Source organism: Longitalea arenae, from assembly GCF_016924755.1.
Lineage (GTDB): Bacteria > Bacteroidota > Bacteroidia > Chitinophagales > Chitinophagaceae > Niastella > Niastella arenae.
Map to the genome: position 1 here is coordinate 21020 of NZ_JAFFJX010000022.1, position 23088 is coordinate 44107.

Consider the following 23088-nt stretch of genomic DNA (forward strand, 5'->3'; position numbering starts at 1 on the left):
TGTGATACATTTCCGCTTGTTTTAGTGGCCCTCCATAACATACCCGGGAGGTTGGTTGTAACGGAAAAGTTTTGATTTTTGGAAGCTGGCTTCTATATTGTAACCAAATACTACCCTGTCATGTCCCAACACCTATGGATAAAAATGGCCAATCTTGTCTTCGAGCTTGAAAAGAAGTTATCCACGGGACAGCCATCTACTGGCATCCTTCGCAATATTGAGCGGATGAAATCCGTACTGGAAGAAGCCGGACTATTACTGCTGAACCCGCTTGGCGAAGCTTATAATGAAGCGCGCACCGACCTGGAAGCCAGTATCACCGGGGAAGCAAGCGGCAAGCTATATGTGCTGGATGTCATCAAACCCATCGTTTATATGCAACAGCAGGCAGGCCGCTCCCTGTTACAGAAAGGCGTGGTCATTGTTGGCAATAAATAAAAATATTTAATACATATGTCGTCGACTATCAATTTCGCCATCGATCTGGGCACCACCAATTCCCTGATCGCAAAGGCGAATAACGGAACTGTGGATATTTTCAAAAATCCTTCAGGTTTGAAGGTGACCCTGCCCAGCGTGGTAGCTTTCCGGAAAGACCGCATCCTCATCGGCGATAAAGCGCGGGAATACGTGGAGAAAGATCCGGCCAATGTATTTGCTTCTTTTAAAAGAAAAATGGGCACCGGCGAAAGTTTCTTTGTTCCTAACACCGGTTCTTTCAAAACACCCATTGAATTAAGCACCATCATCCTGCAGGAACTTCAGCATTTTATTTTTACCGGCGAATCGCCTGCCAGCGTGGTCATCACCATCCCTGCGAGCTTTGATACCATCCAAAGTAACGCTACCAAGGAGGCGGGTTATGCCGCGGGCTTCCGGGAAGTGCTGCTGTTACAGGAGCCGATTGCCGCCAGCCTCGCGTTCGCCAATAAAGAAGGTAGATCAGGCATGGAAGGCCAATGGCTGGTATACGATCTGGGCGGTGGTACATTCGACGTAGCCCTGGTCGTTATAGAGGATGATGAAATGAAGGTCATTGACCATGAAGGCGATAATTTCTTTGGCGGTATTGATTTCGACAACGCCATCTTAACGTGCTTATTCATTCCCTATCTCGAAAGCCAGTTCGGCATCGAGGACCTTTCCTCAAAAATGCTGAGCGCGAATGGAAAGTATAATAAGTTGTATTACCAACTTCTGTACAAGGCAGAAGAAGCGAAGATCGCGTTGAGCAACCATACCAGTGTAGAGATCGAATTTGATTTTACGGATGAAGCGGGCCAAACACATGAAGTGTATTTTTCTACCAGCCGCGAGCAGTTCGATGCCATCATCCGTGACCGCATCATGGCGTCCATCACTTTTATCCACAACCTGTTGACCAGGAATAAGCTGCAACCAGCTGATATTAGCGAGGTGGTATTTGTAGGCGGCAGCACTTATATTCCCCTCGTGCGGGGCCTTCTGACGCAGGAACTGGGCATCAAAGTGAATACCTCCATTGATCCCACAACGGCTGTCGTGGAGGGAGCAGCCTGGTATGCCGGCGGAAGGGCCGCCAAAGTAGAAAGCTTGCCTGCCGAACAAAAAATGGTTGCTGAAGATAACAGAAAAAAGAACCCTCAGCAAAGCGCGGCCATTGAAGTGAAAACCGCTTACCAGTCGAACAGCCGCGATGCCGAAGAATATTTGGCGGCCACTATTAAAAATGCGCCTGCCGGAAGCAATTACCGTATCACCCGCGCCGATGGCGGTTTTGACAGCGGCCTTAAGCCGGTGTCGGAAAAGATCAGCGAAATGTTATTGCTTTTACCGAACAGCCTGAACATTTTCAGTTTGAAATTATTCGACCGGCAGGGATTCCCAATACAGGTGTCCATTCCCGAGATCATGATCGTACAGGGAAAGTTCTCTATTTACGGCCAGCCCCTGCCCAATGATATTTGCCTTGAAGTAGATGATACCGAAAATAATATCACCCACCTGGAACTGATCTTCGAAAGGAACGCCATCCTTCCCATTAAGAGATCGATCACCAAGACATTGAGCCGGACCATCGCCCGGGGCAGTGATGACCAGTTGCTGATCAATGTGCTGGAAGGAAGCCGTTATGCATCGCCGCAATCGAACCTTGCTATCGGCATCGTGAGCATTTCCGGCAAACAACTGCAATCGGACCTGATAAAGGGTTCCGACATAGATCTTAGTTTCGAGATCAGCGAAAGCAGGGATATCACGGTCACCGCCTATATCAGCATGATTGATGCAGAGTTCAGGCAGGTATTCAATCCTTCTGCACGAACAGTGAATGTAACCCGCCTTAAACAGGAAACAGATTATTTACACCGGCTTGGCAGGCGGCAGCTCGAGAAACTGCTGAAAAATGAAAAGTATGAAGCAAGCGCCAGTTTACAGCAGGCCATTAATGAATTGGAAATGATCCAGGAAAAGTTGAAGACCCTGTCAGAAGATGATGTAACGGATACGAAGTACCAATTGGATGATCAGAAAAGGCGGCTGTCACAGATCATTGACACCGCTGAAAAAGGCGACCGCATCCTCGATCTGAAAGAAGAATATTATCATAAAAAGGAAGCTTACCGGCTGTTATTATTACAAAGCGGCGACACGGCGCTGCTGCAACGGCTGGAAAGTATGAGTGCCGAGGAAAATGCCTGGATCAATAACTGTAGTACGCAGTACCTGCGCTTAAAGATCAGTGAAATGGACCGCCTTACCTGGAATGTAAAGAAGAAGGATATTTCTTATGTCACTAATCTTTATATGTACTATTGCATGAAGCCGGATGAGGCCTATAGCAATCTCAATGAAATAAAGGCCTTAAAAACACGGGGCGACCAGGCATTGTCGAGGCAGAACCCTGATGAAATACTGAGCATCGTATACCGGATGTACGAACTCCTGATCGATAAAGACCAGGAAGAAACGATCAGGGGTACGGGCCTCAGAGGGTGATAAAAAAGCTTACCGGCGTGCATAGTGCCGATAATAGTTATTATACTTATTAATTACCAGAAATATCAACGGGCCGTGTCCAGGATCCGAAGGTTTGCCGAATCCATGTCCCGCCTGTTCTTGTGAATGGTTTCCCAGTCCATATGCGGATACTTCATCTTTAATGAGTCAAGGACGCGCTGCTGGTTCCAGGGCGTCGTCTGGGGAAACACAACGGGCGTATGATTATAGGTAGTGGAGGAATTGGTTTTACAGGTGGCGAGCCTGATCACAAGGATCACGGCTATAATTATAAACTTCAGCGGTGAAGATTCACTCTTTTTTGCAGGAGCGGGCGCATCCATAGCGTCCAATTCGCTGAGCCTTTCATGGATGCCGGCTTTTATTTCAGCTGAAACGGCCAGCAGTTCCGCATTTTCCAGCCAGGTTCTTACCGTGTCGCGGTGGTCGTTATTATTATTAAAAGTGTCGATGCATGCCAGTAGCATACTGTGCGCATAACTGTCGCTGATACTGGCAAAGCGGTCTTCAGGAAGCAGCTGGATCAGCCTGATATAACGGAATTCCATCAGGTATTCGATGGGGGCCAGCGAAGCTGCCTTGTTATTTTTCGCCTGTTGGTGGTATTGGTCGAGGGTGGCAATATCATCCATGAGAATGCGCACAACGGCATCCCAGGCTTTCCGAGCGTCTGCAGCTGTCATAAAATGCTTGTTGGCCAGTAATGAAACCAGTCCATCTTCATCCGGCTCCACCAGGAAGCAGTTGGTCATGAAGGCAAGAAAGGAGTGACAGAAATAAGGGCTGACCCACTGAATAAACCGTTCATCTTCGTATAAGGGATTGTCGAGGAACATTTCCTTCGGCCCGATGATAGCCTGTTCCAGGAAATTCAATAAAACAGCATCTGCGCCTATCGCACTATGATAACTGAGGACATCCTCTTTCAGCAGGGTATCGAAATATTGAATGATATCATTCCTGCTTAGTTGCTTACCCTGTAATTCGATCGTCATTTCACCGCTGAGCTCCAGTTCCGCAAACAGCTTTTTTCTTGCTAACTGGATCGCTTTTTTATCGAGGGGGGCAGGTAAGGTTTCTCCAAAATACGCAAATGGCGACATGTATTGCATCGGGGACGATTGTAGGTTCAGACGGCGAAAAGTAAACAATATTCCCAACAGATGCAAACAGCGACCGGGGTACGTTTTTTTAAGTGAGGAAAAAGAGGGAAATTAGACAGAGCAGCCTTAAAATAAAATAACATGAAAAAAATAAGCACTTTTATTTTTTTGTTGATCGTACTTTCCTGCACAAGCACCAAACACCCCTGGCAATTGCTGGTGCCTACTTATCAGCCCGAGTCACAGGCATTATACGACACCATTGCGCATATGGATAGCTTATGGGAAGATTCTTACAACAATTGCAGGATAGAGGTGCAGGACCAACTGTTCTCCGACTCACTTGAATTCTATCACGACCATAACGGTTTATTAACCTCCAAAGCGGCGCTGATAACCGCCTTAAAAAACAATATATGCGGAAAAGTAACCCGCGAATTACTCGATGGAAGCCTGGAAGTATATCCCATCAAAGATTATGGCGCGGTAGAAATGGGTTATCACCGGTTTCATAATAAAGTAGATACCACCATGTCGAACTACTCCCGCTTTGTTCACATTTGGCGCAATGAAAAGGGGCAATGGAGAATGACCCGGGTGATCAGTCTTCATGCGCGCTAAACTTTCCGAAAAAGCACTTGCTAATCTGGTTTCTGTTCATTAACTTTGAAATGCAAAGTACTTTCGTATGAAAGAAAACCCGGATTATGCCCGTGATCTCATCGAGATCCGCTCCATGATGGAGCGTTCTACCAAGTTTCTGTCACTCTCCGGTTTGGCAGGCGTAATGGCTGGTCTGTACGCATTGGCAGGCGCCTGGCTCGCCTACCAGGTACTTGATTTTGATCCTTCAGCATTAGTATATAATAATATTTCATTAGAAAATATATCGCCCGCGTTGCTCGGAGTTATTGTTGTAGCCATTGCGGTGTTGATCCTGGCCCTGGGCACGGCTGTTTTCCTTTCCTGGCGAAAGGCACATAAAAGTGGTGAGAAATTCTGGAATGCCACTACCAGGCGGGTAATAAATGCCATGGCCGTTCCGCTTATTGCTGGCGGCTTATTAATCCTGGCGCTGATCGCCAAAGGATTGATCGGTTTTATGGCTCCCCTTTCCCTGCTGTTTTACGGACTGGCCCTGTTCAATGCCAGTAAGTTCACCTATGAAGAGGTGAAATATATGGGATTGATTGAAATAGCCCTGGGTTTGATCAGTTCATTTTATATAACATATGGCACTTTGTGCTGGGCCCTGGGTTTCGGCGGGGTGCATATTATTTACGGCATTTATTTGCATTACAAGTACGAGAAACGTGAAAATATCAATTAATGGTTTACATAAAGCTTTTGAAAGCAGGACCAGGCTTGGTATTATGTCGGTACTGGCTGTTAATGATAAGCTTGACTTCAATTCCCTGAAAGATTATTTCGATATCTCCGATGGCAAGCTGGCCAGCCAGTTAAAGGTCCTGGAAAAAGAAGGGTTTATCAGCGTTAAGAAATCATTTATTGGCAAAAAACCGAACACGAAGTACTTCATGACAAAAGCAGGCAAAAAAGCGTTCAACGATCACCTGAAAACATTGGAAAAATTAATTAAATCACAGAAATAAATGATCATCCAAAAAACAGAAAAGACCGGTATAAAGGTGCAACAGGCATCCCAACTACCCAGGAACGGATGATATTAATTTTTTTTGTCCATACACTTTGTATTTCAAAGTTCTTTCAAAACAACAACAATAAAAACAATAATCATGACATCAAAAAACAGTTCAACCATGCAGCAAAACCCCGCTTCCCTCACTAAACGAATGCTGACAGGCGCAGTCATTGGTTTAGCGCTGATCTCCCTCTTCCTGCTCACAGCAGGCGAACCTAATCCTGAATGGCCTAAATTATGGCGCATAAGACCTCTGATCATAGTACCGTTGGCCGGCGCCATGGGTGGTTTATGCAATTACTTCATTGTTCAATATCATAACCGGCTGGGTTTGCATAAAGCCATAGCAGTGATCATCAGTATAGTCGTATTCATCGTTGGCATCTGGCTGGGCACTGTTTTAGGGTTGGATGGCACCTACTGGAATTAATACCTGCATAAACAATATCCTGCATTTCTAAACAGCAACTTATGAAAGAAGAGATCCTTGCTCACCTGAATGATCCCAGGCAGCTGGAAAGATTGTACAGAACGAATAAAACGCCTTTCAAGCGGGCATTCAGCGCCCTGTATCCGGAGCTCAGCGGCAACCCGCTCGCTGAATACTGGCATGAAAGACTGCATTACGAAAGCGATGAAATCAACCGGGCCAGCCGCAAAGAACTGCTCTTTGTGATCATTGCCATCCTGGTGGCCGGCTCGATCGCCAAACTGCCGGCAATACTTGCTTTAGATGAAGAGTTCTTCTATTCGCGCAATGCCGGCTTTATCATCTTCCCGGTACTCTCTGCTTATTTCGCGTGGAAGACTAAGTTATCAACCGCTGTAATAGCTTTTATCGGTTGCACAACCCTTGCTGCTTTACTCTTTATCAATTGGCTTCCTGGTAATAATAACAGCGACAGTGTAGTGCTGTCTTGTATTCACCTGCTCCTGATCCTGTGGTTCTTAACAGGTCTTGCTTTTGTTGGTGCACCGGCTGACAATACAGAAAAGCGGCTTCACTTTTTAAGTTATAACGGCGACCTGCTGGTGATGACAACCCTCATTGTGATCGCAGGCGGCATCTTAAGCGGTGTAACCATTGGCTTATTTTCCCTGATCGGCCTGCGCATTGAAGAATGGTATATGCAGAATGTTGTTGTATTTGGCCTTCCTGCCGCCCCCATTATCGGCACTTTTCTCACGCAAACCAATCCCCAGCTCGTTGGAAAGGTATCACCGGTGATTGCCAAAATATTCAGTCCGCTCGTATTACTAATGCTGGTCATTTATCTTACAGCCATTATTTACTCGGGAAAAGACCCTTACAACGATCGCGAATTTTTACTGGTCTTCAATGTGCTGCTGATCGGTGTCATGGCCATCATCTTCTTTTCAGTTGCGGAAACAACCCGGATAACCAAAAGTAAAGCCGAAGTGTGGGTGCTTACCCTCTTATCTGTTGTAACGCTTATCGTTAATGGCATTGCGCTGTCTGCCATATTGTTCCGGATCTCTGCCTGGGGCTTAACGCCCAACAGGGCCGCCGTGCTGGGTAGCAATCTGCTTATCCTGATCCATCTTTTGTTGGTGACTGGCCAGCTTAACAGGGTACTCACAAAGAAAACGGACATCAGCGGCGTTGGAAAAGTGATTGCATGGTACCTGCCTGTTTACTGCCTGTGGGCCCTATGCGTTACCTTTTTATTTCCATTCCTGTTTGCATATCGGTAAAGGCTGAAAGTGCGGCTGTAATGATCGCCTGCTGCACACTTATCGGTCAAAATAACACGCTTATCGACCAAAACAACACACTTATTAATTAACTATCTGCTAATCTAAAAATCTGATTTAGTTTTACACCTTGACCATTTAAATGCATACTGTTGTAAATCGTTACAAAACGTGCGAAACTAAAAAGGAAGGGCTGCATGAATCTGGCAGATAAGATGACATTACTGCAAACTACATGGAATATAGAAGGAAGCTCATATGCCAAAGAAATAAATGCCAAAATAGCCTTAGGCGAAGTACATGGCGATGAGAACCTGAAGGGTCCTGAACCTGCAGACAACAGGAATGAACTGGCCCCATTGATACTCTCTCTTTTAAAAAAAGCCAACAAAGAAAATACTACCCCGGCCTTCAGAGCCATGTTCCCGCCGGCGTACGCGCCATTCGTGCATATCATCCAGGAACAGGGACAGTGCATAGAGAATTTGTGCTACATAAACTATAATAAAATAGCATTCGTTATTGGTACTGCTTATGAAAAAAGAAAAGCATACACTTTAACCAACAGCAGCATCCAGGAACTGCCTGCAACCATCCAGTCGATCGGCCGGTCTCATCAGAATGAGATCTATGCTATAGCAGAAGAAAGCACCGTAACTACCTATAAAGGTTGGCAAGGCAAAAAAATAGCTGCATTCAAAGTTCCCATCGCAAATTACCTGGCAGTCTCCCAGGTAATTCCTTTTAATGACGGCTTATCAGTATTGCTGATCTCCCCCGAAGGCATTTACCTGCTTACCACAAATGGCCACTCTTTGATCCATCCGGCGCCCGATGCAGAAGATGATGAATGGACACCCGAGATCGATATGGAACATGCCGCTTTATCTTATGACAATTCTTTCATAGTAGCAGGTGATCAAAATTCGGCGCACCGGATCTTAAACCGCAATGGCCGTGAGCTCGCAGTCATTGATGCGTTATCATCGTATCCTCATTATGCATTGTTCTCGAAAGACGGACAACAGGCCATATTGAATTCCTGCCATTCTTATAATGGTATTTCTATAAGTGTTCCTGCCAACAATTGGCAGGCTTTGTCAACAGGCGCCCGAAAAGAAGGACCGCCCTATACCGTTATTGATAAGACAGGCCGGGTATATGCAGCGGTATCTGCCTCCGGCTATTATATCCTGGGCGATGCCAGTGGCTTCATAAAAGCTTTTGACAATAAAGGCAAATATCTATGGCAACACTTTTTAGGCTCCACGATTTCAAGCATGGCGATGTCTGATGACGAAAAAACCCTCTGGGTGGCTTCCTGTTCGGGTATGATCCATAAACTTACCCTTAATGGCGGCCGGCGCGACGACCATACTATTGGCAATGGCGATCATTATGAAGAATTCAGGATCATTTTCTGGAAAAATGAACCCCAGCCCCTGGTCTGGTAATTCTGGGTAAAATCATACCCTGCATCCTGGCAACTGTAAAAAAAATTCCTGCATCCGTTTCCTTCCCCCAAAGCCGCCTGATGGCATAATTATAGGTGCTTTTCTACACTAAAAATGTTATGTCATGAGTACAACAGTAAAAGCACCTAAGCAAAACCCGGTGGATAAATATCCGCAACCTCCTTATCCTGCACAGGAGCAGGAAATGCCGGGTACAGAACAAAAGATGGATCCAAAACCAGACCATGGCGAAACTACCTACAAAGGCAGTGGCAAACTAACGGGCCGCAAAGCATTGATCACCGGTGGTGATTCTGGTATTGGTAAAGCAGTAGCTATTGCTTTTGCGCGTGAAGGCGCAGATGTGCTGATATCCTATTTAAACGAGGAAGAAGATGCAAAGGAAACCGCTGAGTATGTGCAACAGGCAGGCCGGAAAGCGGTATTGATGCCGGGAGATATCAGCAATGAAGCGCATTGTATACAATTGGTAGAAAGAACCATCCAGGAATTTGGCCAGATAGACATAATCGTGAACAATGCAGCTTACCAGATGGAACATTCCTCCTTACAGGAAATCACCACGGAAGAATGGGAATATACTTTCCGCACCAACCTTACGGCCATATTCCATATCTGTAAAGCAGCAGAACCACATTTGAAACCAGGCAGCTCAGTCATCAACACATCTTCAGTAAATGCCTATACGCCTAATAAATCCCTGATGCCTTATGCCGTTACAAAAGGCGCAATACAGAACTTCACGGCAACACTGGCGCAATTATGGGGCGAGAAAGGCATCCGGGTAAATTGCGTGGCGCCTGGTCCGGTATGGACACCATTGATACCCGGTAGTTTTTCGGGCGACAGGGTAAAAGAATTCGGCAGTAAAACACCTTTGAAAAGGGCTGGCCAACCCGCTGAACTGGCGCCTGTATATGTATTACTGGCTTCAGAAGAAGCTAGCTATATATCAGGCGCTACCGTTCAGGTAACGGGTGGTATGCCAACTATCTAAAACTATTATTAAATGAGACAGGCAGGCGATGCAATGCACAGCCTGCCTGTTTTGTTTGTTAACCAATGGGATAACTCCCTTAAGGCTTTGTTGGCCGATCTTCCTCCTGCGAGGGATCAGCATCCACTTTCTTTCCTTTTAAATTATTACCGGTCACCAAGTCACCCTCTCCACGTCCTTCACCCGGCGCTTTGTCTATATCCTGTTTGTTACGGTTCTCTTCCTGTGTATTTTGCCATTCATCCGCAGCTGATCCGGTCATATCGTTCTCTTTCACATCCTCTTCATCCAACCTTTGCGAAGCATCTACGAACAATTCATTTCCTTCCTGGCGCTCCAGCTGCGTATGGTCTGCCTTGTTCCTGGCTTCGGCATTGTCTGCTTTATTTTTTTGATGTTGCATAATCAAATATTTTAGCTGATATCAATAAAGCAGCAAAAGCCAGACCACCGGCAGCTGCTTTTCCCTTGTTTATAATGGGTATTTGCTTCTACATGGAACCCGAGGCCGGTTCATCATCATTACCCGCCATCGTTATCTTAAGATGAAATTAATGTTATCAAATCTGTTGCTGTATACATTCGTTCAGGCACATCCTATTTTCGCAGCTCAATACGCTAACTGTTCATGGAAATTTCTATCCTGCAAACAGTAGTACCAACTGATTGCTTCCACGTCTATGACAAGTATGACCATGTATAAGCCCTGATAAGATCCCGCGGAAATCTAAATTTTCTTACATACATTAAAGTAACCCACCAAATGAAGAAACCATTCATTGCAATGCTGTTATTCCTGCTATTGGCAAGCGTAACAGGCAACAAACTAATTGCACAGACCACCCAGGCTTCCATCATTGGCGTAATCACCGATGAGAACAAAAAACCTGTTCAGGGAGCCAGCGTACAACTGACCAACGAATCAACCGGATTTACAACGGCAACACTTACCAATGCAAAAGGCGAGTACATCTTTAAAGAGCTGCCCCTGGGCGGTCCTTATACCATCAAAGCTACCTTTGTTGGCTATGGTGAACAGAAGCGTACCGATTATTCATTGAACCAGGGTGATCTGTTGCGGGTAAACATAAGCATGCAGGTTTCTGCCGCCAGCATGAATGAAGTTACCGTAACTGCTACGGGCCAGCGGAAAAAAACGGAAAACTTTGGCGCCGCTACTTCTGTCACAGCCCGTGACATCTCCCGGTTGCCCGTAAATGGCCGTAACTTCACCTCATTGATCGACCTCTCGCCCCTGAGCAGTGGCAACAGTCTGAGTGGTCAATTGGGTTCTTCTACCAATATTACCATCGATGGCACATCGGCTAAAAATCCTACCAGCAGCAGCGGCACCAATAACCGTATCGGCGGCCCCTACGCCATGTCGATGGAAGCCATCCGGGAATTTAAGGTTGTTACGAACCAGTACGATGTTACCTTTGGCCGCAGCGGCGGCGGCACCATCAGCACGGTTACCAAGTCAGGTACCAATACATTATCAGGTAGCGCTTTCATGTTCAGCCGGGCCGACTGGTTATCGAGTAAATATGATATGCGCGGCAACCGCCGGTTTAATGATTTCTCCACTAACCAGTATGGCTTTTCTGTAGGCGGTCCCATTATTAAGAACAAAGCTCATTTCTTTATTGCCTGGGACCGCCAGGATGATGCCCGGCCTTTACAGATCGCAGATATACAAACAACGGCTGATGAAAGACGTTTCAATATTTCGAGAACTACGCTCAACCGCTTTATGGACATCGCCAGAAGCAAATATGGCGTATCAGATGCACCGCAAACCGGTTCATTCGATAAGAAAAGACATACCGATGCCGCCTTCCTGCGGGTTGACTGGCAGCTGAACGAAAAGAACCTGCTTACCCTTCGTAATAATTATGTGAACGACCGCGCTCCCCTCGGCCGCGATGACAATACTGCCATTAACCTCTACGAAGTGTATGCCGATGCCCACGCCTGGAATAACAGTTTCCTCGCTACATTACGTACCGTGGTGAATTCCAAGCTGACCAATGAATTGAAATTACAACACCTCTATACTTTTGAAGAAAGTACGCCCGGTAGCCAGCTGCCAAAACAAAATATTCCCCGGGCTATTGTAGAGCGTATTGAAAGTCCCGTGGAGGGCTCTACTTTAAGAACCAATATTCAATTGGGCGGTCAACGGTATTCACCCGAACATTTTTACAACAATGTGCTTCAACTGGTAAATAACGTGTACTATAATACGAACAAGTTCAATTATACGTTCGGCACCGATATCCAGTACACCCATATGAACTCTTTATATGGCAGTGAAATGAACGGCCGCTTCTATTTTATCGGTCTTAACAATTTCGAGAATCTTACGCCTTACCGTTATGCACGCGAAGTAGCATTGGAAGACGATCCCAGTGTAAACCAGAACATTCTGAATGCGGCCTTATACGCCCAGATGAAAACGCAATTATCGCCCGGCCTTGAAATGACAGCCGGTATCCGGGCCGACTACACCAACTACTTTAACAAACCTAATTTCAACCAGGTGGTGTTCGACGACCTGGGCCTGGTTACCAACCGCTCACTCGGAACCTTCCAGATCCAGCCGCGCATCCAGTTCAACTGGGATATCAATGAAAAACACCGCGATTACCTGCGCCTGGGCGCCGGCGTTTTTGGCTCTGATATAAATAATTACGCCATGATCAATAACATGGTGTTCGATGGAACTAAAGTAATGTCAGTAGATATTCAGTCGGGAATTCCTACCCCTGATTTCCCGGGCTATCGCAACGATCCTTCCACTGCGCCAGGGAAGGACCTGCTCAACCAGGCCGTTCCCACCATCAACATGAATGGCAAGGATGCACGCATTCCGGTTGTATATAAAGCCAATGCTTCTTACAGCCGTTTTATTACCAATAACCTGAAAATGGGTGTAACCGTGTATGCAACGCTTGCCCGCAACAACTATATGTATGTTGACAAGAACATGGCCGATGAGCCGTTTTTCCGTTTATCGGAAGAAGGCAACCGGGGCGTATACGTTCCTGCCAGTTCCATCAATAAGACCAATGGGGCAACCGACTGGATGAGAGGCCGCAAAAGCCTTAACGTAGGCCGCGTGCTGGAACTGAACAGCGAAGGTAAAATAAACCAGTTCGCGATTGTTGTGGATGGTACCTGGCGTTATTTCCGCGATGGCGAAGTGTCCTGGAGCTATACCTGGAACGATTCTAAGGACAATACTTCTTATAATGGCGACGTAGCCAATACCGCTACCCTGTCGCTTATGGTGGAGGATGACCCACGCAACCTTAGCAAAATGTCTTATTCCGATGGTCATTTCCGGCATAAAGTAGTATTTTACGGTACATTGCCAACTTTTTTTGGGGTCAGTGTAGGGGTTCGCTACTCGGGCATTGGCGGCACACGTTACTCATTAGCCGTAGATGGCAACGTGAATGGCGACTTTGTAGCCTCCAATGATCTCGCATACATTTTCGATATCAATGATCCCAAGGTTGCAGAGAAATACCGCAACGGCATAAATACCATCCTGGATAATCCGAACGCCAGCAAGAGCCTCAAAACCTATGTGAGAAAAAGCATCGGTGGAATTGCTGAACGTAATGGTGGTATCAACCGCTTTAATGGGGTATGGGACGTACGCGTGGCTAAGAAGTTCAATGTATGGAAAAAGCAATACATTGAATTATCCGGCGACATCTTCAACCTGGAGAACCTGCTCAACAAAAGCTGGGGCGCCAGCAAGAACCTGGGCAAACAGAATATCTATTCTATTAATCCCACCACCGGCTTTAACGACGTAACGCAGAATTTCAATTACAATGTAAACAGCAATATAGGTATAATAAATCCCGGTGGCAATCCCTGGCAGATCCAGGTAGGGATCCGTTATGGCTTCTAAATTATAGCTAGTAAAAATCAGCGGCGCAGCTGGCAGAATGTATTCTGCAAAGCTGCGCCGCTTTTCATTTAAAGTTTAGCTTTCTGAAAAAAGTAAAAGCACTATTTATGTCTGAACTGGTAAAAAAGTCCTATCTGCCAAACACGGTTCTGCCAATCGGTCGTGTTGCTTTTAGTTACATCGGTAAGCCCCAGGTTATAACGTGCATCCACACCTAATCCATTGCGGCCAAGATAGCCCGCGCCAAAGCTCCAGGAAAAATCGGCATTGCTCAGGTTGTCTACATCCGTTTCTATATCTCCTCTATCCCATTCCGATGTGGTTAAGATACCCAATTGCGGTCCGGTTTGTAATCTGAATCCATTACCAAACATGTACTGCGCCAATACAGGTACATTAATGTAATTCAATTTGAGTTTGTCGTTGCCAAATTCAGCGCCCTGTGTGCTATACACTATTTCAGGCTGAATGGCAAATGCACGGGTCACATGAATATGGGCCAAACCGCCTATATGAAATCCGGTTCTGGCCTCTGCATTATTATCGGCAGCATCATCATTCAGGTTGGCAAAATTAACACCGCCTTTGATCCCATACTCAACATGCTGCGCGATGGCAGCGTTGATCAGCAATAACAGCATTGCTGAAAAAATGATTCTCTTCATAAAGCTGGTTTAATTTAACAATACACAATAGGTATTGCAAACCCGATACCAGCCGGGCCGTATAAACATACCCTTTCTGTAATCAATTGAATCATAGAAATTTCGCACCGGGGAAATAATTGGGGATATGCGGTGCCTGCGGTTACACACGATGTTGTTGCTTTCGGGTGAAAAGGCCAGCTGTTTATCATTGTTGTCCGGCAATCAGATCCAGCCTCTTCGCGAAGCCGCTCTGCGCCGGGCCAGGAAATCTTTCGCAAAGGTCCCTATCAATAATAAGCCGGCTATGAAGCCGCCGATATGGGCCGCATAAGCCACCCCACCTGCTTCTTCGCCACCCAATGCACCCAAACCATTCATTACCTGGAAGAGGAACCAGACACCTACGGCAATGAATGCCGGCACGGTAAGTATGATAAAGAAGATCCAGAGATGAATGCCCTTGCCCGGAAACAGGCGCAGGTATGCGCCTAACATACCCGAGATGGCGCCCGAGGCGCCGAGGCTGGGCACCAGCAGATTTTGTCCGAAGATGGCTGTGCTGAATACATGACTAAGTCCTGCCAGCACACCGCATAACAAATAAAAGAAAAGATATTTCAGGTGACCCAATGCGTCTTCAATATTATCGCCGAAGATCCATAGGTACAGCATATTACCCGCGAGGTGGGCAAGGCCGCCATGCATGAACATAGAGGTGAACAATGTAAAAAAAACAGGAATATTGGTGACTTCAAGGCCGGGGATCTTGTATCGTTCCCCGTCATATGGGTTAATAGCGATCTTGGTATCAGTTACAATATCACTACCGGTCAGGATCTCCGCAGGCACCGCAGAATAGGCAAACGTAACATGATCGTTCATGCCCAGCTTCTGCCAATACACATATGCAAAAATATTCAACGCTATCAGAAGGTAATTAACGACAGGTATACTTTTCCTGTCCCGGTTGTCATCACCAATGGGAAAGACCATGCTTTTTTTATTCAAAAATAGGCAAAAGCCATACCTGAAAAGCAGCTAAAAAGAATACGTAAAGCTTGTATAATATAAGCCACCGATCTGTGGCCCGCCGAGGATAGAATAGTAATAGTGGTTCAGCAGATTAGTGGCGCCCAGCTTTACCTGCAGCTTTGGTTTTGCAAATGAATACTGCACCATTGCGTCGGCATTGAAAATGGCCGGCACGGTGCCGTTGATCAGAAATGATTGCCAGTAAAAATCACTTTGATAGCGGGCGGTGAGGTTAAAACCCAGTTTCTTATAAATGTCAGTTGCCCGCACACCAGCATTCACCATCCATTTTGGCGTGTTGAATCCATCTTCCAGCCCGTCATTGGTATTGGTCCTTTTCAGGGTTTGATAACTGATATTAGCCCATACCGCATATTGCTTATTGATCATGTACAGGAGATCGATCGCAGCGCCATAATTATGCACAATGCTCTTTGAGTTCGTCCAGAGGCGGTAGCGGCCCTGTTTATTCCTGTCATATAAATAAGCCGGAATCAATGCGCTGTCAGCGGTATTGGCAACACTCGCTTCAATCTGGGCAATAAAATTTGAATAGAAATTATAATACAGGTCGGCATCAATATAGAAGCGGTTATTTAATAAAATGGTCCGGTACCCTGCTTCAAAAGAATGCATTTGCTCGGGCTGCAAATACGAATATGTATTGCGCTGTAAGAGCACTTTGTTCTTTTCAATGGCGGCGGCCTGGCTTAGCCCCTGCGTGTTCACATCCCTGTTCACTGCAGCAGTAAACGCATCGATGGAACTTTTTAACCAGGAATTTTCAAAGACCCCATCCGACATTACTTTCAAACCGCCTACCCTTTTTACACCACCGCTGTTGATATTCGAAAAACCTTCAAAGATGCTGGGAAAGCGATATCCGTTCTGATAGGAAAAACGGGCAAAATTATTCCTGGTCACTTCATATACTGCGGTCAGTCTCGGGTTCCACTTAAGATTGAAATATTCATAGCCGGTTGCACGCAATACCACACTGAGCTGTAATCGCTCCTGCATCAACTTTTTTGAAGCCTGTACGAAGAAGCCATAGCTGGTATAATTTAAATTGGCGCCTGAATCGGTTGGATTTATAAAATAATTTCCATCGGGCACAATGATATAATCCCTGAAATCGGCGCCCAGATGCAGATCAAAATTTCTGTGCAATAATTTCCCCAGGTCAAGTGTTGCTTCTGTATGCAGCAGGTGCGCCTTTACCTGTAAGGCAGCGCCAATATCCCAGTTGTTGATTTCCTGTAATTCTTTCAGCTTATCGTTGAAGGCACCGGTGCCAGGTTGCCAGCGTCCCTGATCTGCCGCTGCTCTTGCCTTTTGATGTGCAGCTGCTACACCAGGATCTGAAGCGATGGCATTGTTATACGCATTTGTATACTGCTGGTACCAGGTATTATTGTCTTTGAAGTTCAGATCCAAATTCTCTGCCATCGAACGCAGGTTATAAGAATGCCCGGTATTCTCTGAATTAAGATAAGCCCTTGCCTGTACAAGATCATTTTTAAATTGAAGAATATGCTGCTGCAACCAATAATCCTGCAAACGAAAGCGGTTCGACCGTTGGTAGATGTTATTTAAGAAAGCGGTGCGGTAAGTGTAGGAAAGGGTTGTTCCTGCGGTTGGCCGATAATACAATGATAGATCACCTTTTACATTTTGCAACCGGTAATCCGTTACATCGCGTTCCCTATATCCTGTGCGGGCTACCACATAATTTTTTCCACCCAGCGAGAGGGTCCGCCGGTTACTGCTTTCGTTGCCGTACCCGTTCACTGCATCATAAGCAGGATTATCAGCGCCGGATAAACCGGTTGTTATATTAGCTGCCGGGTTCAGATCGTCGCGGTTATCAGCGATCCAGTCATAGCCACGATTGTATCCTGCATTTATTTTAACCGCCCACTGTTTACCCACTACCCTGGCCCAGCGAACACTCGTTTCGTTATACAGCCTGGGCCCCACCTCACTGGGATCGTTCACATGATTAAGCGCCACCTGCTGTTGTACGCTAAAGCCCTGGCTGGTAAAAGGATCTTTGGTAGTGAAGTTGGCCAATCCATTCATAGCATTCATCCCATACAATGCTGATGCGACGCCCTGGATAACTTCAACATGTTCAATGTCCAGGTCACCGGGCGATAAAGCGTTGGCGATGGGAGCGCCGATATGCGGGCTTTGATTGTCGATATTGTCGATCATTTGCACAAAGCGCACATTCGTAGTATTGCTGAAACCGCGGGTGTTAATGATCTTAAACCCCATACCCGGCACGATCATATGTACGCCTTTCATGGTACCAATGGCATCAAAAAAGCCGGGCGCTGCGCTTTGCTGAATATTCCCGGCGCTTAGTTTGGAAATACTCACCGGAGCTGACAACTGCTTTTCCTGCAGGCGGGAAGCTGATATTACGACCTCCTGCAACACATGCACTTTCTGCGCCGTATCCGTTTCCCGCTTGCCCTGGGCAAGACTGCTAATAGAAATGCACAGGCATAGCCCGGCATGTAATAACTTTCTAACAAATGAACCGGGCTCATGAAAATGCATACCTGTAAGCAGTTAAAGTCGTTATTCCCATAAATACATAACGACACAAATATAGGGAGATTCCCGCCGGCTTACAGGTTAAGTTTTTTCTCCTTGGTTCAACAATTTCTGATGTTGAGATTTAGAGATGTTGTGATTGGCTGAGTGTTGAACTCCCCAATAAACCGCGACATCTCTAAATCCCGAATTTCTTACTGCGGATAACCATCATTTTGCGTAAGGTCGATATTCAGCTCGCGCTCCGATTGAGGGATGGGGTATAATAAACGGTTGGCATTTACCTGGTAAGCAGCCGCCGGCAAATAATTGTACAGCTGTTTCAGCTTAACACCATGCGCATTCATTACTTCTATGGCTTTGCCGGTACGCACCAGGTCGTGCCAGCGGCGGTTCTCAAAAGCCAGCTCTACCCTCCTTTCACGGGCAATGATGTCGGTCAGGGCGGCGGCATCGGAAGTCGTTATATTATGGTTTACGTTCCCGAATGCGCGTGCACGGACTTTGTTCAGGGGAACAAGCGCTTCGCCGGCTTTACCCTGTAAGTTTTTTGCTTCTGCCAGTAATAACAGGGCATCGGCATAGCGGTACACGGGCCAGTTATCATTGGTGTTATTCGGATTGGTATGCGGGTTTAAATATTTCTTGATATAAGGCACACCTACCCTGCCGGCTGCCGGTTTATAATTCAGAACGCTTTTATTGGCTGAAAGCGTAAACAAGTTACTGGCATTGTAGGTTCCTTCGGCCATCCCGATAGAAGCATCCTTACGCAGGGTATCGTCTGCTTCATAGGCATCGATCAGGTCCTGGGTGGGGGTATTCCAGCCACCGATCCCGCTGTTATCGGTTTTAACGCCGGTTATCAAGGTGGTATTCTGCGTGCGGGGCAGGAACTGATAAATGAAATTACTTTGCTGACCGCCCTGTAATCCCTCGAGGTATTGGACTTCAAAAATAGATTCCCGGCTGTTCTTGTTATTGGTTGAAAATACATCGGCATATTTAGGCAGGAGATCATAACCCATACCAGCCAGGGAATTAAGCAGGGCCTCCGCTTCCGCATAATTTTGCTGCGTCATATACACTTCGGCAAGTAACATAGTGGCGGCCCCTTTGGTGGCCTGGCCCGATTGTTTACCTGATACAAAAACAGGGTTACTTAGTCTGGTTATGGCATCTTTGGCGTCATCGATGATCTGCGCGTATACGGCGGCGGCAGATGACCGGGGCAGGAAGGATTCTTCCGCATCAAGCACTTCATGTATGAAGAGCGGCACGCCGCCAAAGTACCTTACCAGTTTAAAGTAGTTAAAAGCCCGCAGGAATTTTGCCTGGCCTACAATATCATTCTTCGCGGCATCGCTGAGTGTGCCGCCTTCTATCCGGTCGAGAATGACATTCGCCCGGGAGATGCCTTTGAAACAATGAAAATAAACGGCATTGCTGTAATTATTGGAAGGATCGTCCATGAAATCGGCCACGTTCTCGCGCATGGTATAAGCGGTTCCACGGTTGATCTGGTAATACTGGTAATGCGTATTGTCTGACCGCATTTCACTGGTATAAAAATCATTTTCCATCAGGTCGCGCAAAGGCGTGTAAGCAGCAGTGAGGGCCATCCTGAACTGCGCTTCCGTTTTATAAAAATTGGGTTCGCCGATCTGATCTTCGGGCGCCAGTTCGATAAAATCTTTTTTACAGGAGATAACGGTAAAAGCCAGCACCGTTATTATAAATATCTTGTTCATATTACTGTTTTATAGTGACCAGGATAATTATTCAGGAATGATAGATCATTTAAAACCGGTTGATAAACCCACCGCAAATACCCGGGGAACCGGATAGGCGTTTTCATCGATGCCAATGCCGTAGCCATTCAATCCGTTCAAACTGATCTCAGGATTGATGCCGGAGTATTTTGTCAGGATCAATGCGTGTTGGATAGAACCAAAGACGCGCAGGCTTTTGAAGGCTGTATTACTCTTTAACGGTACGGCGTAGCCAAGGGTAATATTCTTTACCGATAAATAGGAACCGTCTTCTACCCACTGGCTGTTCACCGAACGGCCCAGGGCAGTGGTACCGGTCTTTGTTCTGGGATATACCCCTGAGCCCGGGTTGTCTATGGAACGCCAACGGTCTTTTACCGCAGCCAGCAAACCCCGCGCACCATCGAGATTGGTGAGATAAGCCCATTTGGAAGGATTCAGGATCTTGCCGCCGTAGGAACCTGCGATCGTGATCGAGAGATCGAAATTCTTATAGCTTAACTGGTGGCTGGTTCCAAAAAGAAAATCAGGATTGGGATCACCGATAAAGGTGCGGTCGCTTTCATTGATCACTTTATCGGGTATTACATCTTTCATCTTGATGGTGCCTATATCAGAAGCCGAACCGTATTTGGGGGAATTGGCCAGGTCTTCCGCATCTTTGTACAAGCCATCGAAAACAAATCCGTAAAACTCACCCAGCGCATGTCCTTCCTGGTTGCGATAGTAATCGGAAGTAATGGTATTGTTGCGGCGGATAAAACCCGGCGCCAGCAATTTTTTGATCTTGTTGCGGTCGAACGACATATTCACCGAAGCGTTCCAGTTGAATTTTCCGCTGAGAACAGCGCCGCTGACCGTGAACTCATGGCCCCAGAATTCGAGGATCCCCACATTGGAAGAAACGCTGGTATAACCAGATGCCCGGGGAATGGGCCGGTCCTGGATCAAGCCGTCTGATAATTTGTGATAGAAATCATAGGTAAAGGACAACCTGTTATTGAACAGGGCAAGATCGAGCCCGATATCATATTGTTTGTTGCGCTCCCAGCGAAGCGCCGGGTTCTGCAGGGTAGAAATAGTGGCTCCTGATACCAGGGCGCCATTGAATACATAATGACTATAGGTTACCTGGGGAATGCTGGTATAATTACCGATATTGTTATTACCTGTTATGCCATAGCTGGCGCGCAATTTCAATAAACTGATGGTACGGAACCTTTCCATGAAATTCTCATTACTGATGATCCAGCCGGCTGAGAGGGAAGGGAAATTCCCGTATTTGGTGTTAGCGCCAAAGCGTGAAGAACCATCGCGGCGTATAGCGCCCGACAGCAGGTATTTACCGCGGAAATTGTAATTCAATCTTCCGATGGCCGACACCAGCGAATAAGCTGTCGCGTTACTCGCACCGGAGGTTATGGAAGTGGCTGCGCTCAGGAACGCTACATCATCGCTTGGAAAATTGGTGCCATTGATGCCATTGCTCTCCTGTTCGAACTGCTGGGCGGAATAGCCGGCCAGCAACTCGATATGATGGTCATTGAATAATGTCTTTGAATAATTGAGGGTGGCTTCTGCCGTCCACGAATAATTATCTACCGAACTGCTGGTACCGGTGGCGATATTCGTTGTAGAGATGGAGGCCGGTGAATAACGGCTACGGGTCTCGGCGCCTTTATCCAACGCCAGGTAACCCTTTACGCTCAGGCCCTTTAACAACTCATAATTCACATAGGCATTCCCTAAAATGCGTGTTGTCTTGTAATCATCTTTTATCTGCGTGAATTGTGCATACGGGTTTACATTCGCCACCATACCAGGTGAGTGCACGTACAGCGGCATATTGCCATTGCTGTCTACAGGGGCTATTAGCGGACTGGCCTCTACAATTTTTTCGATCAGGTTATTAACACCTTCTGTTCCCAGGCGGTTGTTATGGTCTATCCGGTAACTCGGGGCTATACCGAAGCCTATCTTCAGTTTATTATTCACCAGGTTAAAGTCCTGGTTATAGCGCAAGGAAAACAGTTTTGTGCCTGTATTCAGGATCACGCCCTCCTGATTCTGATAACCGGCCATAACGGTTGAAGAAGATCTGCCGCTGGCGGATGACACCGTGAGATCGTAGTTTTGTATAGGCGCTTTGCGCGTTAACACTTCGAACCAGTTTGTGCCATCGCCATAACGTTCTGGGTTACGGTAATCGGCAGCCAGTTGCCCGGTAAACCCTTCATACTTTACCCGGTCTTCATAATATTCATTCTGGAATTCCGCAAATTCGCGGGCAGTCATCATGTCGGGCCTGCCCTTTTTCGGGATCACCTGGGTGCCATAGAACGTGCTGAACTCTACTTTCGCATCACCTGATTTGGCGTGTTTAGTAGTGATCAGCACCACGCCATTGGCCGCTCTGGAGCCATAGAGCGAGCTGGCAGCAGCGTCTTTCAAAATGGTAAAGGTTTCTATCTCGGAGGGATTGATGTTATTGATACTACCGGTAATGGGAATGCCGTCTACTACAAAGAGCGGCTGATTATCCGATGCAAAAGAGGCAGCCCCGCGGATGCGGAATTCCATACCACGGCCAGGCGTTCCGCTGTTCTGCCCCACCTGTACACCGGCTACCTTACCCTGCAGCTGCTGAGCAAATTGTCCTACCGGCATGTCGGCCATTTCAGCCGCATTCTGCTGCACGATAGAACCCGTCACTTCCTGCCGCCGTTGTTTACCATAACTCACAACCACTACGTCGAGGTTGGCCGCGTTATCTTTTAACACCACATGTATGGTAGCCTCCTGCTGCGGATCGAAATCTTCTTTCCGGATCACCTGGGTTACATAGCCTATATGCGAGACGGTAAAAATAAATGTGCCTTTAACACCGGGGTTTTCGAAACTGAATTCGCCCTTCCGGTTGGTCACGGCGGAACGTTTATAATTGCCCGCTTCGTTTTTCATGTCAATGGTAACACCTTGCAGGCCTTCGCCCTTTTCATTTTCCACCAATCCTTTAATGGCAGAGTTACCGTTCTGGGCCTGCACAGGCCCAAAAAGAGAGACCAGTAAAAGCACCGGCAGTAACCAGGTTATTAATAACCGGCCTTTTTTAAAGAGCATGGCAAACCCTTTCACTACATGGTAGCGTTGTGTCATGTTACTTAATATTTAATTAATGAGATCGCTGAATAAT

The 23088-nt window shown here is 46.6% G+C and carries 17 protein-coding genes; 10 read left to right on the plus strand and 7 right to left on the minus strand.

Features of this window, described 5'->3' with window-relative positions:
* Positions 1-120: 120 nt before the first annotated feature.
* Together JT717_RS25785 and JT717_RS25790 are read left to right on the plus strand one after the other, a co-directional pair.
* Positions 121-438, plus strand: a complete 318-nt coding sequence (locus JT717_RS25785; protein ID WP_205514066.1) for a hypothetical protein — start codon at positions 121-123, stop codon at positions 436-438.
* Between the two features lie 15 nt (positions 439-453).
* On the plus strand, positions 454-2976 hold the full coding sequence (locus JT717_RS25790) for an Hsp70 family protein (protein WP_205514068.1): 2523 nt from the start codon (positions 454-456) through the stop codon (positions 2974-2976).
* 65 nt (positions 2977-3041) lie between these two features.
* On the opposite strand, the gene JT717_RS25795 is transcribed toward JT717_RS25790, so the two are convergent.
* Positions 3042-4109, minus strand: coding sequence for a hypothetical protein (locus tag JT717_RS25795; protein WP_205514070.1), 1068 nt, complete (start codon positions 4107-4109; stop codon positions 3042-3044).
* 132 nt (positions 4110-4241) lie between these two features.
* Here JT717_RS25795 and JT717_RS25800 point away from each other — a divergent pair, with 132 nt between their 5' ends.
* The 7 genes from JT717_RS25800 (at position 4242) to JT717_RS25830 (ending at position 9951) form a co-directional block, all read left to right on the plus strand.
* Positions 4242-4721 (plus strand): nuclear transport factor 2 family protein, encoded by a 480-nt coding sequence (locus JT717_RS25800; protein ID WP_205514072.1) that lies wholly within the window; start codon positions 4242-4244, stop codon positions 4719-4721.
* A gap of 67 nt (positions 4722-4788) precedes the next feature.
* Positions 4789-5430, plus strand: coding sequence for a hypothetical protein (locus tag JT717_RS25805; protein WP_205514074.1), 642 nt, complete (start codon positions 4789-4791; stop codon positions 5428-5430).
* Positions 5414-5713 (plus strand): winged helix-turn-helix domain-containing protein, encoded by a 300-nt coding sequence (locus JT717_RS28690; RefSeq protein ID WP_369411755.1) that lies wholly within the window; start codon positions 5414-5416, stop codon positions 5711-5713. Before JT717_RS25805 ends, JT717_RS28690 begins: the two co-directional genes overlap by 17 nt.
* Positions 5714-5857: 144 nt before the next feature.
* Positions 5858-6193 (plus strand): hypothetical protein, encoded by a 336-nt coding sequence (locus JT717_RS25815; protein WP_205514078.1) that lies wholly within the window; start codon positions 5858-5860, stop codon positions 6191-6193.
* A gap of 41 nt (positions 6194-6234) precedes the next feature.
* Complete coding sequence (locus JT717_RS25820) at positions 6235-7479, plus strand: hypothetical protein (RefSeq protein WP_205514079.1); 1245 nt, start codon at positions 6235-6237, stop codon at positions 7477-7479.
* A 197-nt stretch (positions 7480-7676) separates the two neighbouring features.
* On the plus strand, positions 7677-8933 hold the full coding sequence (locus JT717_RS25825; protein ID WP_205514081.1) for a WD40 repeat domain-containing protein: 1257 nt from the start codon (positions 7677-7679) through the stop codon (positions 8931-8933).
* Positions 8934-9057: 124 nt separating this feature from the next.
* The gene (locus JT717_RS25830) at positions 9058-9951 is read left to right on the plus strand and encodes an SDR family oxidoreductase (protein WP_205514083.1); all 894 of its coding nucleotides are present in this window, start codon (positions 9058-9060) and stop codon (positions 9949-9951) included.
* Between the two features lie 79 nt (positions 9952-10030).
* Here JT717_RS25830 and JT717_RS25835 read toward each other — a convergent pair whose 3' ends face one another.
* Complete coding sequence (locus JT717_RS25835; RefSeq protein WP_205514085.1) at positions 10031-10354, minus strand: hypothetical protein; 324 nt, start codon at positions 10352-10354, stop codon at positions 10031-10033.
* Between the two features lie 360 nt (positions 10355-10714).
* Here JT717_RS25835 and JT717_RS25840 point away from each other — a divergent pair, with 360 nt between their 5' ends.
* Positions 10715-13879: a TonB-dependent receptor gene (locus JT717_RS25840; protein WP_205514087.1), complete on the plus strand. Its 3165-nt coding sequence runs from the start codon at positions 10715-10717 to the stop codon at positions 13877-13879.
* 101 nt (positions 13880-13980) lie between these two features.
* Here JT717_RS25840 and JT717_RS25845 read toward each other — a convergent pair whose 3' ends face one another.
* The 5 genes from JT717_RS25845 to JT717_RS25865 form a co-directional block, all read right to left on the minus strand.
* A complete protein-coding gene (locus tag JT717_RS25845) occupies positions 13981-14544 on the minus strand; it encodes a porin family protein (RefSeq protein WP_205514089.1) in 564 nt (187 codons plus the stop codon).
* Between the two features lie 204 nt (positions 14545-14748).
* A complete protein-coding gene (locus JT717_RS25850) occupies positions 14749-15519 on the minus strand; it encodes a rhomboid family intramembrane serine protease (RefSeq protein ID WP_205514091.1) in 771 nt (256 codons plus the stop codon).
* A gap of 45 nt (positions 15520-15564) precedes the next feature.
* A complete protein-coding gene (locus JT717_RS25855; protein ID WP_205514093.1) occupies positions 15565-18126 on the minus strand; it encodes a TonB-dependent receptor in 2562 nt (853 codons plus the stop codon).
* Positions 18127-18317: 191 nt separating this feature from the next.
* Positions 18318-19874: a RagB/SusD family nutrient uptake outer membrane protein gene (locus JT717_RS25860; protein ID WP_205514095.1), complete on the minus strand. Its 1557-nt coding sequence runs from the start codon at positions 19872-19874 to the stop codon at positions 18318-18320.
* A gap of 45 nt (positions 19875-19919) precedes the next feature.
* Positions 19920-23051 (minus strand): SusC/RagA family TonB-linked outer membrane protein, encoded by a 3132-nt coding sequence (locus tag JT717_RS25865; protein WP_240348435.1) that lies wholly within the window; start codon positions 23049-23051, stop codon positions 19920-19922.
* Positions 23052-23088: the final 37 nt, after the last annotated feature.

Excerpts from the sequence above, each read along its gene's own strand:
- JT717_RS25785 (WP_205514066.1), top strand. The coding sequence starts at position 121 with ATGTCCCAACACCTATGGATAAAAATGGCCAATCTTGTCTTCGAGCTT.
- JT717_RS25790 (WP_205514068.1), top strand. The coding sequence starts at position 454 with ATGTCGTCGACTATCAATTTCGCCATCGATCTGGGCACCACCAATTCC.
- JT717_RS25795 (WP_205514070.1), bottom strand. The coding sequence starts at position 4,109 with ATGCAATACATGTCGCCATTTGCGTATTTTGGAGAAACCTTACCTGCC.
- JT717_RS25800 (WP_205514072.1), top strand. The coding sequence starts at position 4,242 with ATGAAAAAAATAAGCACTTTTATTTTTTTGTTGATCGTACTTTCCTGC.
- JT717_RS25805 (WP_205514074.1), top strand. The coding sequence starts at position 4,789 with ATGAAAGAAAACCCGGATTATGCCCGTGATCTCATCGAGATCCGCTCC.
- JT717_RS25815 (WP_205514078.1), top strand. The coding sequence starts at position 5,858 with ATGACATCAAAAAACAGTTCAACCATGCAGCAAAACCCCGCTTCCCTC.
- JT717_RS25820 (WP_205514079.1), top strand. The coding sequence starts at position 6,235 with ATGAAAGAAGAGATCCTTGCTCACCTGAATGATCCCAGGCAGCTGGAA.
- JT717_RS25825 (WP_205514081.1), top strand. The coding sequence starts at position 7,677 with ATGAATCTGGCAGATAAGATGACATTACTGCAAACTACATGGAATATA.
- JT717_RS25830 (WP_205514083.1), top strand. The coding sequence starts at position 9,058 with ATGAGTACAACAGTAAAAGCACCTAAGCAAAACCCGGTGGATAAATAT.
- JT717_RS25835 (WP_205514085.1), bottom strand. The coding sequence starts at position 10,354 with ATGCAACATCAAAAAAATAAAGCAGACAATGCCGAAGCCAGGAACAAG.
- JT717_RS25840 (WP_205514087.1), top strand. The coding sequence starts at position 10,715 with ATGAAGAAACCATTCATTGCAATGCTGTTATTCCTGCTATTGGCAAGC.
- JT717_RS25845 (WP_205514089.1), bottom strand. The coding sequence starts at position 14,544 with ATGAAGAGAATCATTTTTTCAGCAATGCTGTTATTGCTGATCAACGCT.
- JT717_RS25850 (WP_205514091.1), bottom strand. The coding sequence starts at position 15,519 with ATGGTCTTTCCCATTGGTGATGACAACCGGGACAGGAAAAGTATACCT.
- JT717_RS25855 (WP_205514093.1), bottom strand. The coding sequence starts at position 18,126 with ATGCATTTTCATGAGCCCGGTTCATTTGTTAGAAAGTTATTACATGCC.
- JT717_RS25860 (WP_205514095.1), bottom strand. The coding sequence starts at position 19,874 with ATGAACAAGATATTTATAATAACGGTGCTGGCTTTTACCGTTATCTCC.
- JT717_RS25865 (WP_240348435.1), bottom strand. The coding sequence starts at position 23,051 with ATGACACAACGCTACCATGTAGTGAAAGGGTTTGCCATGCTCTTTAAA.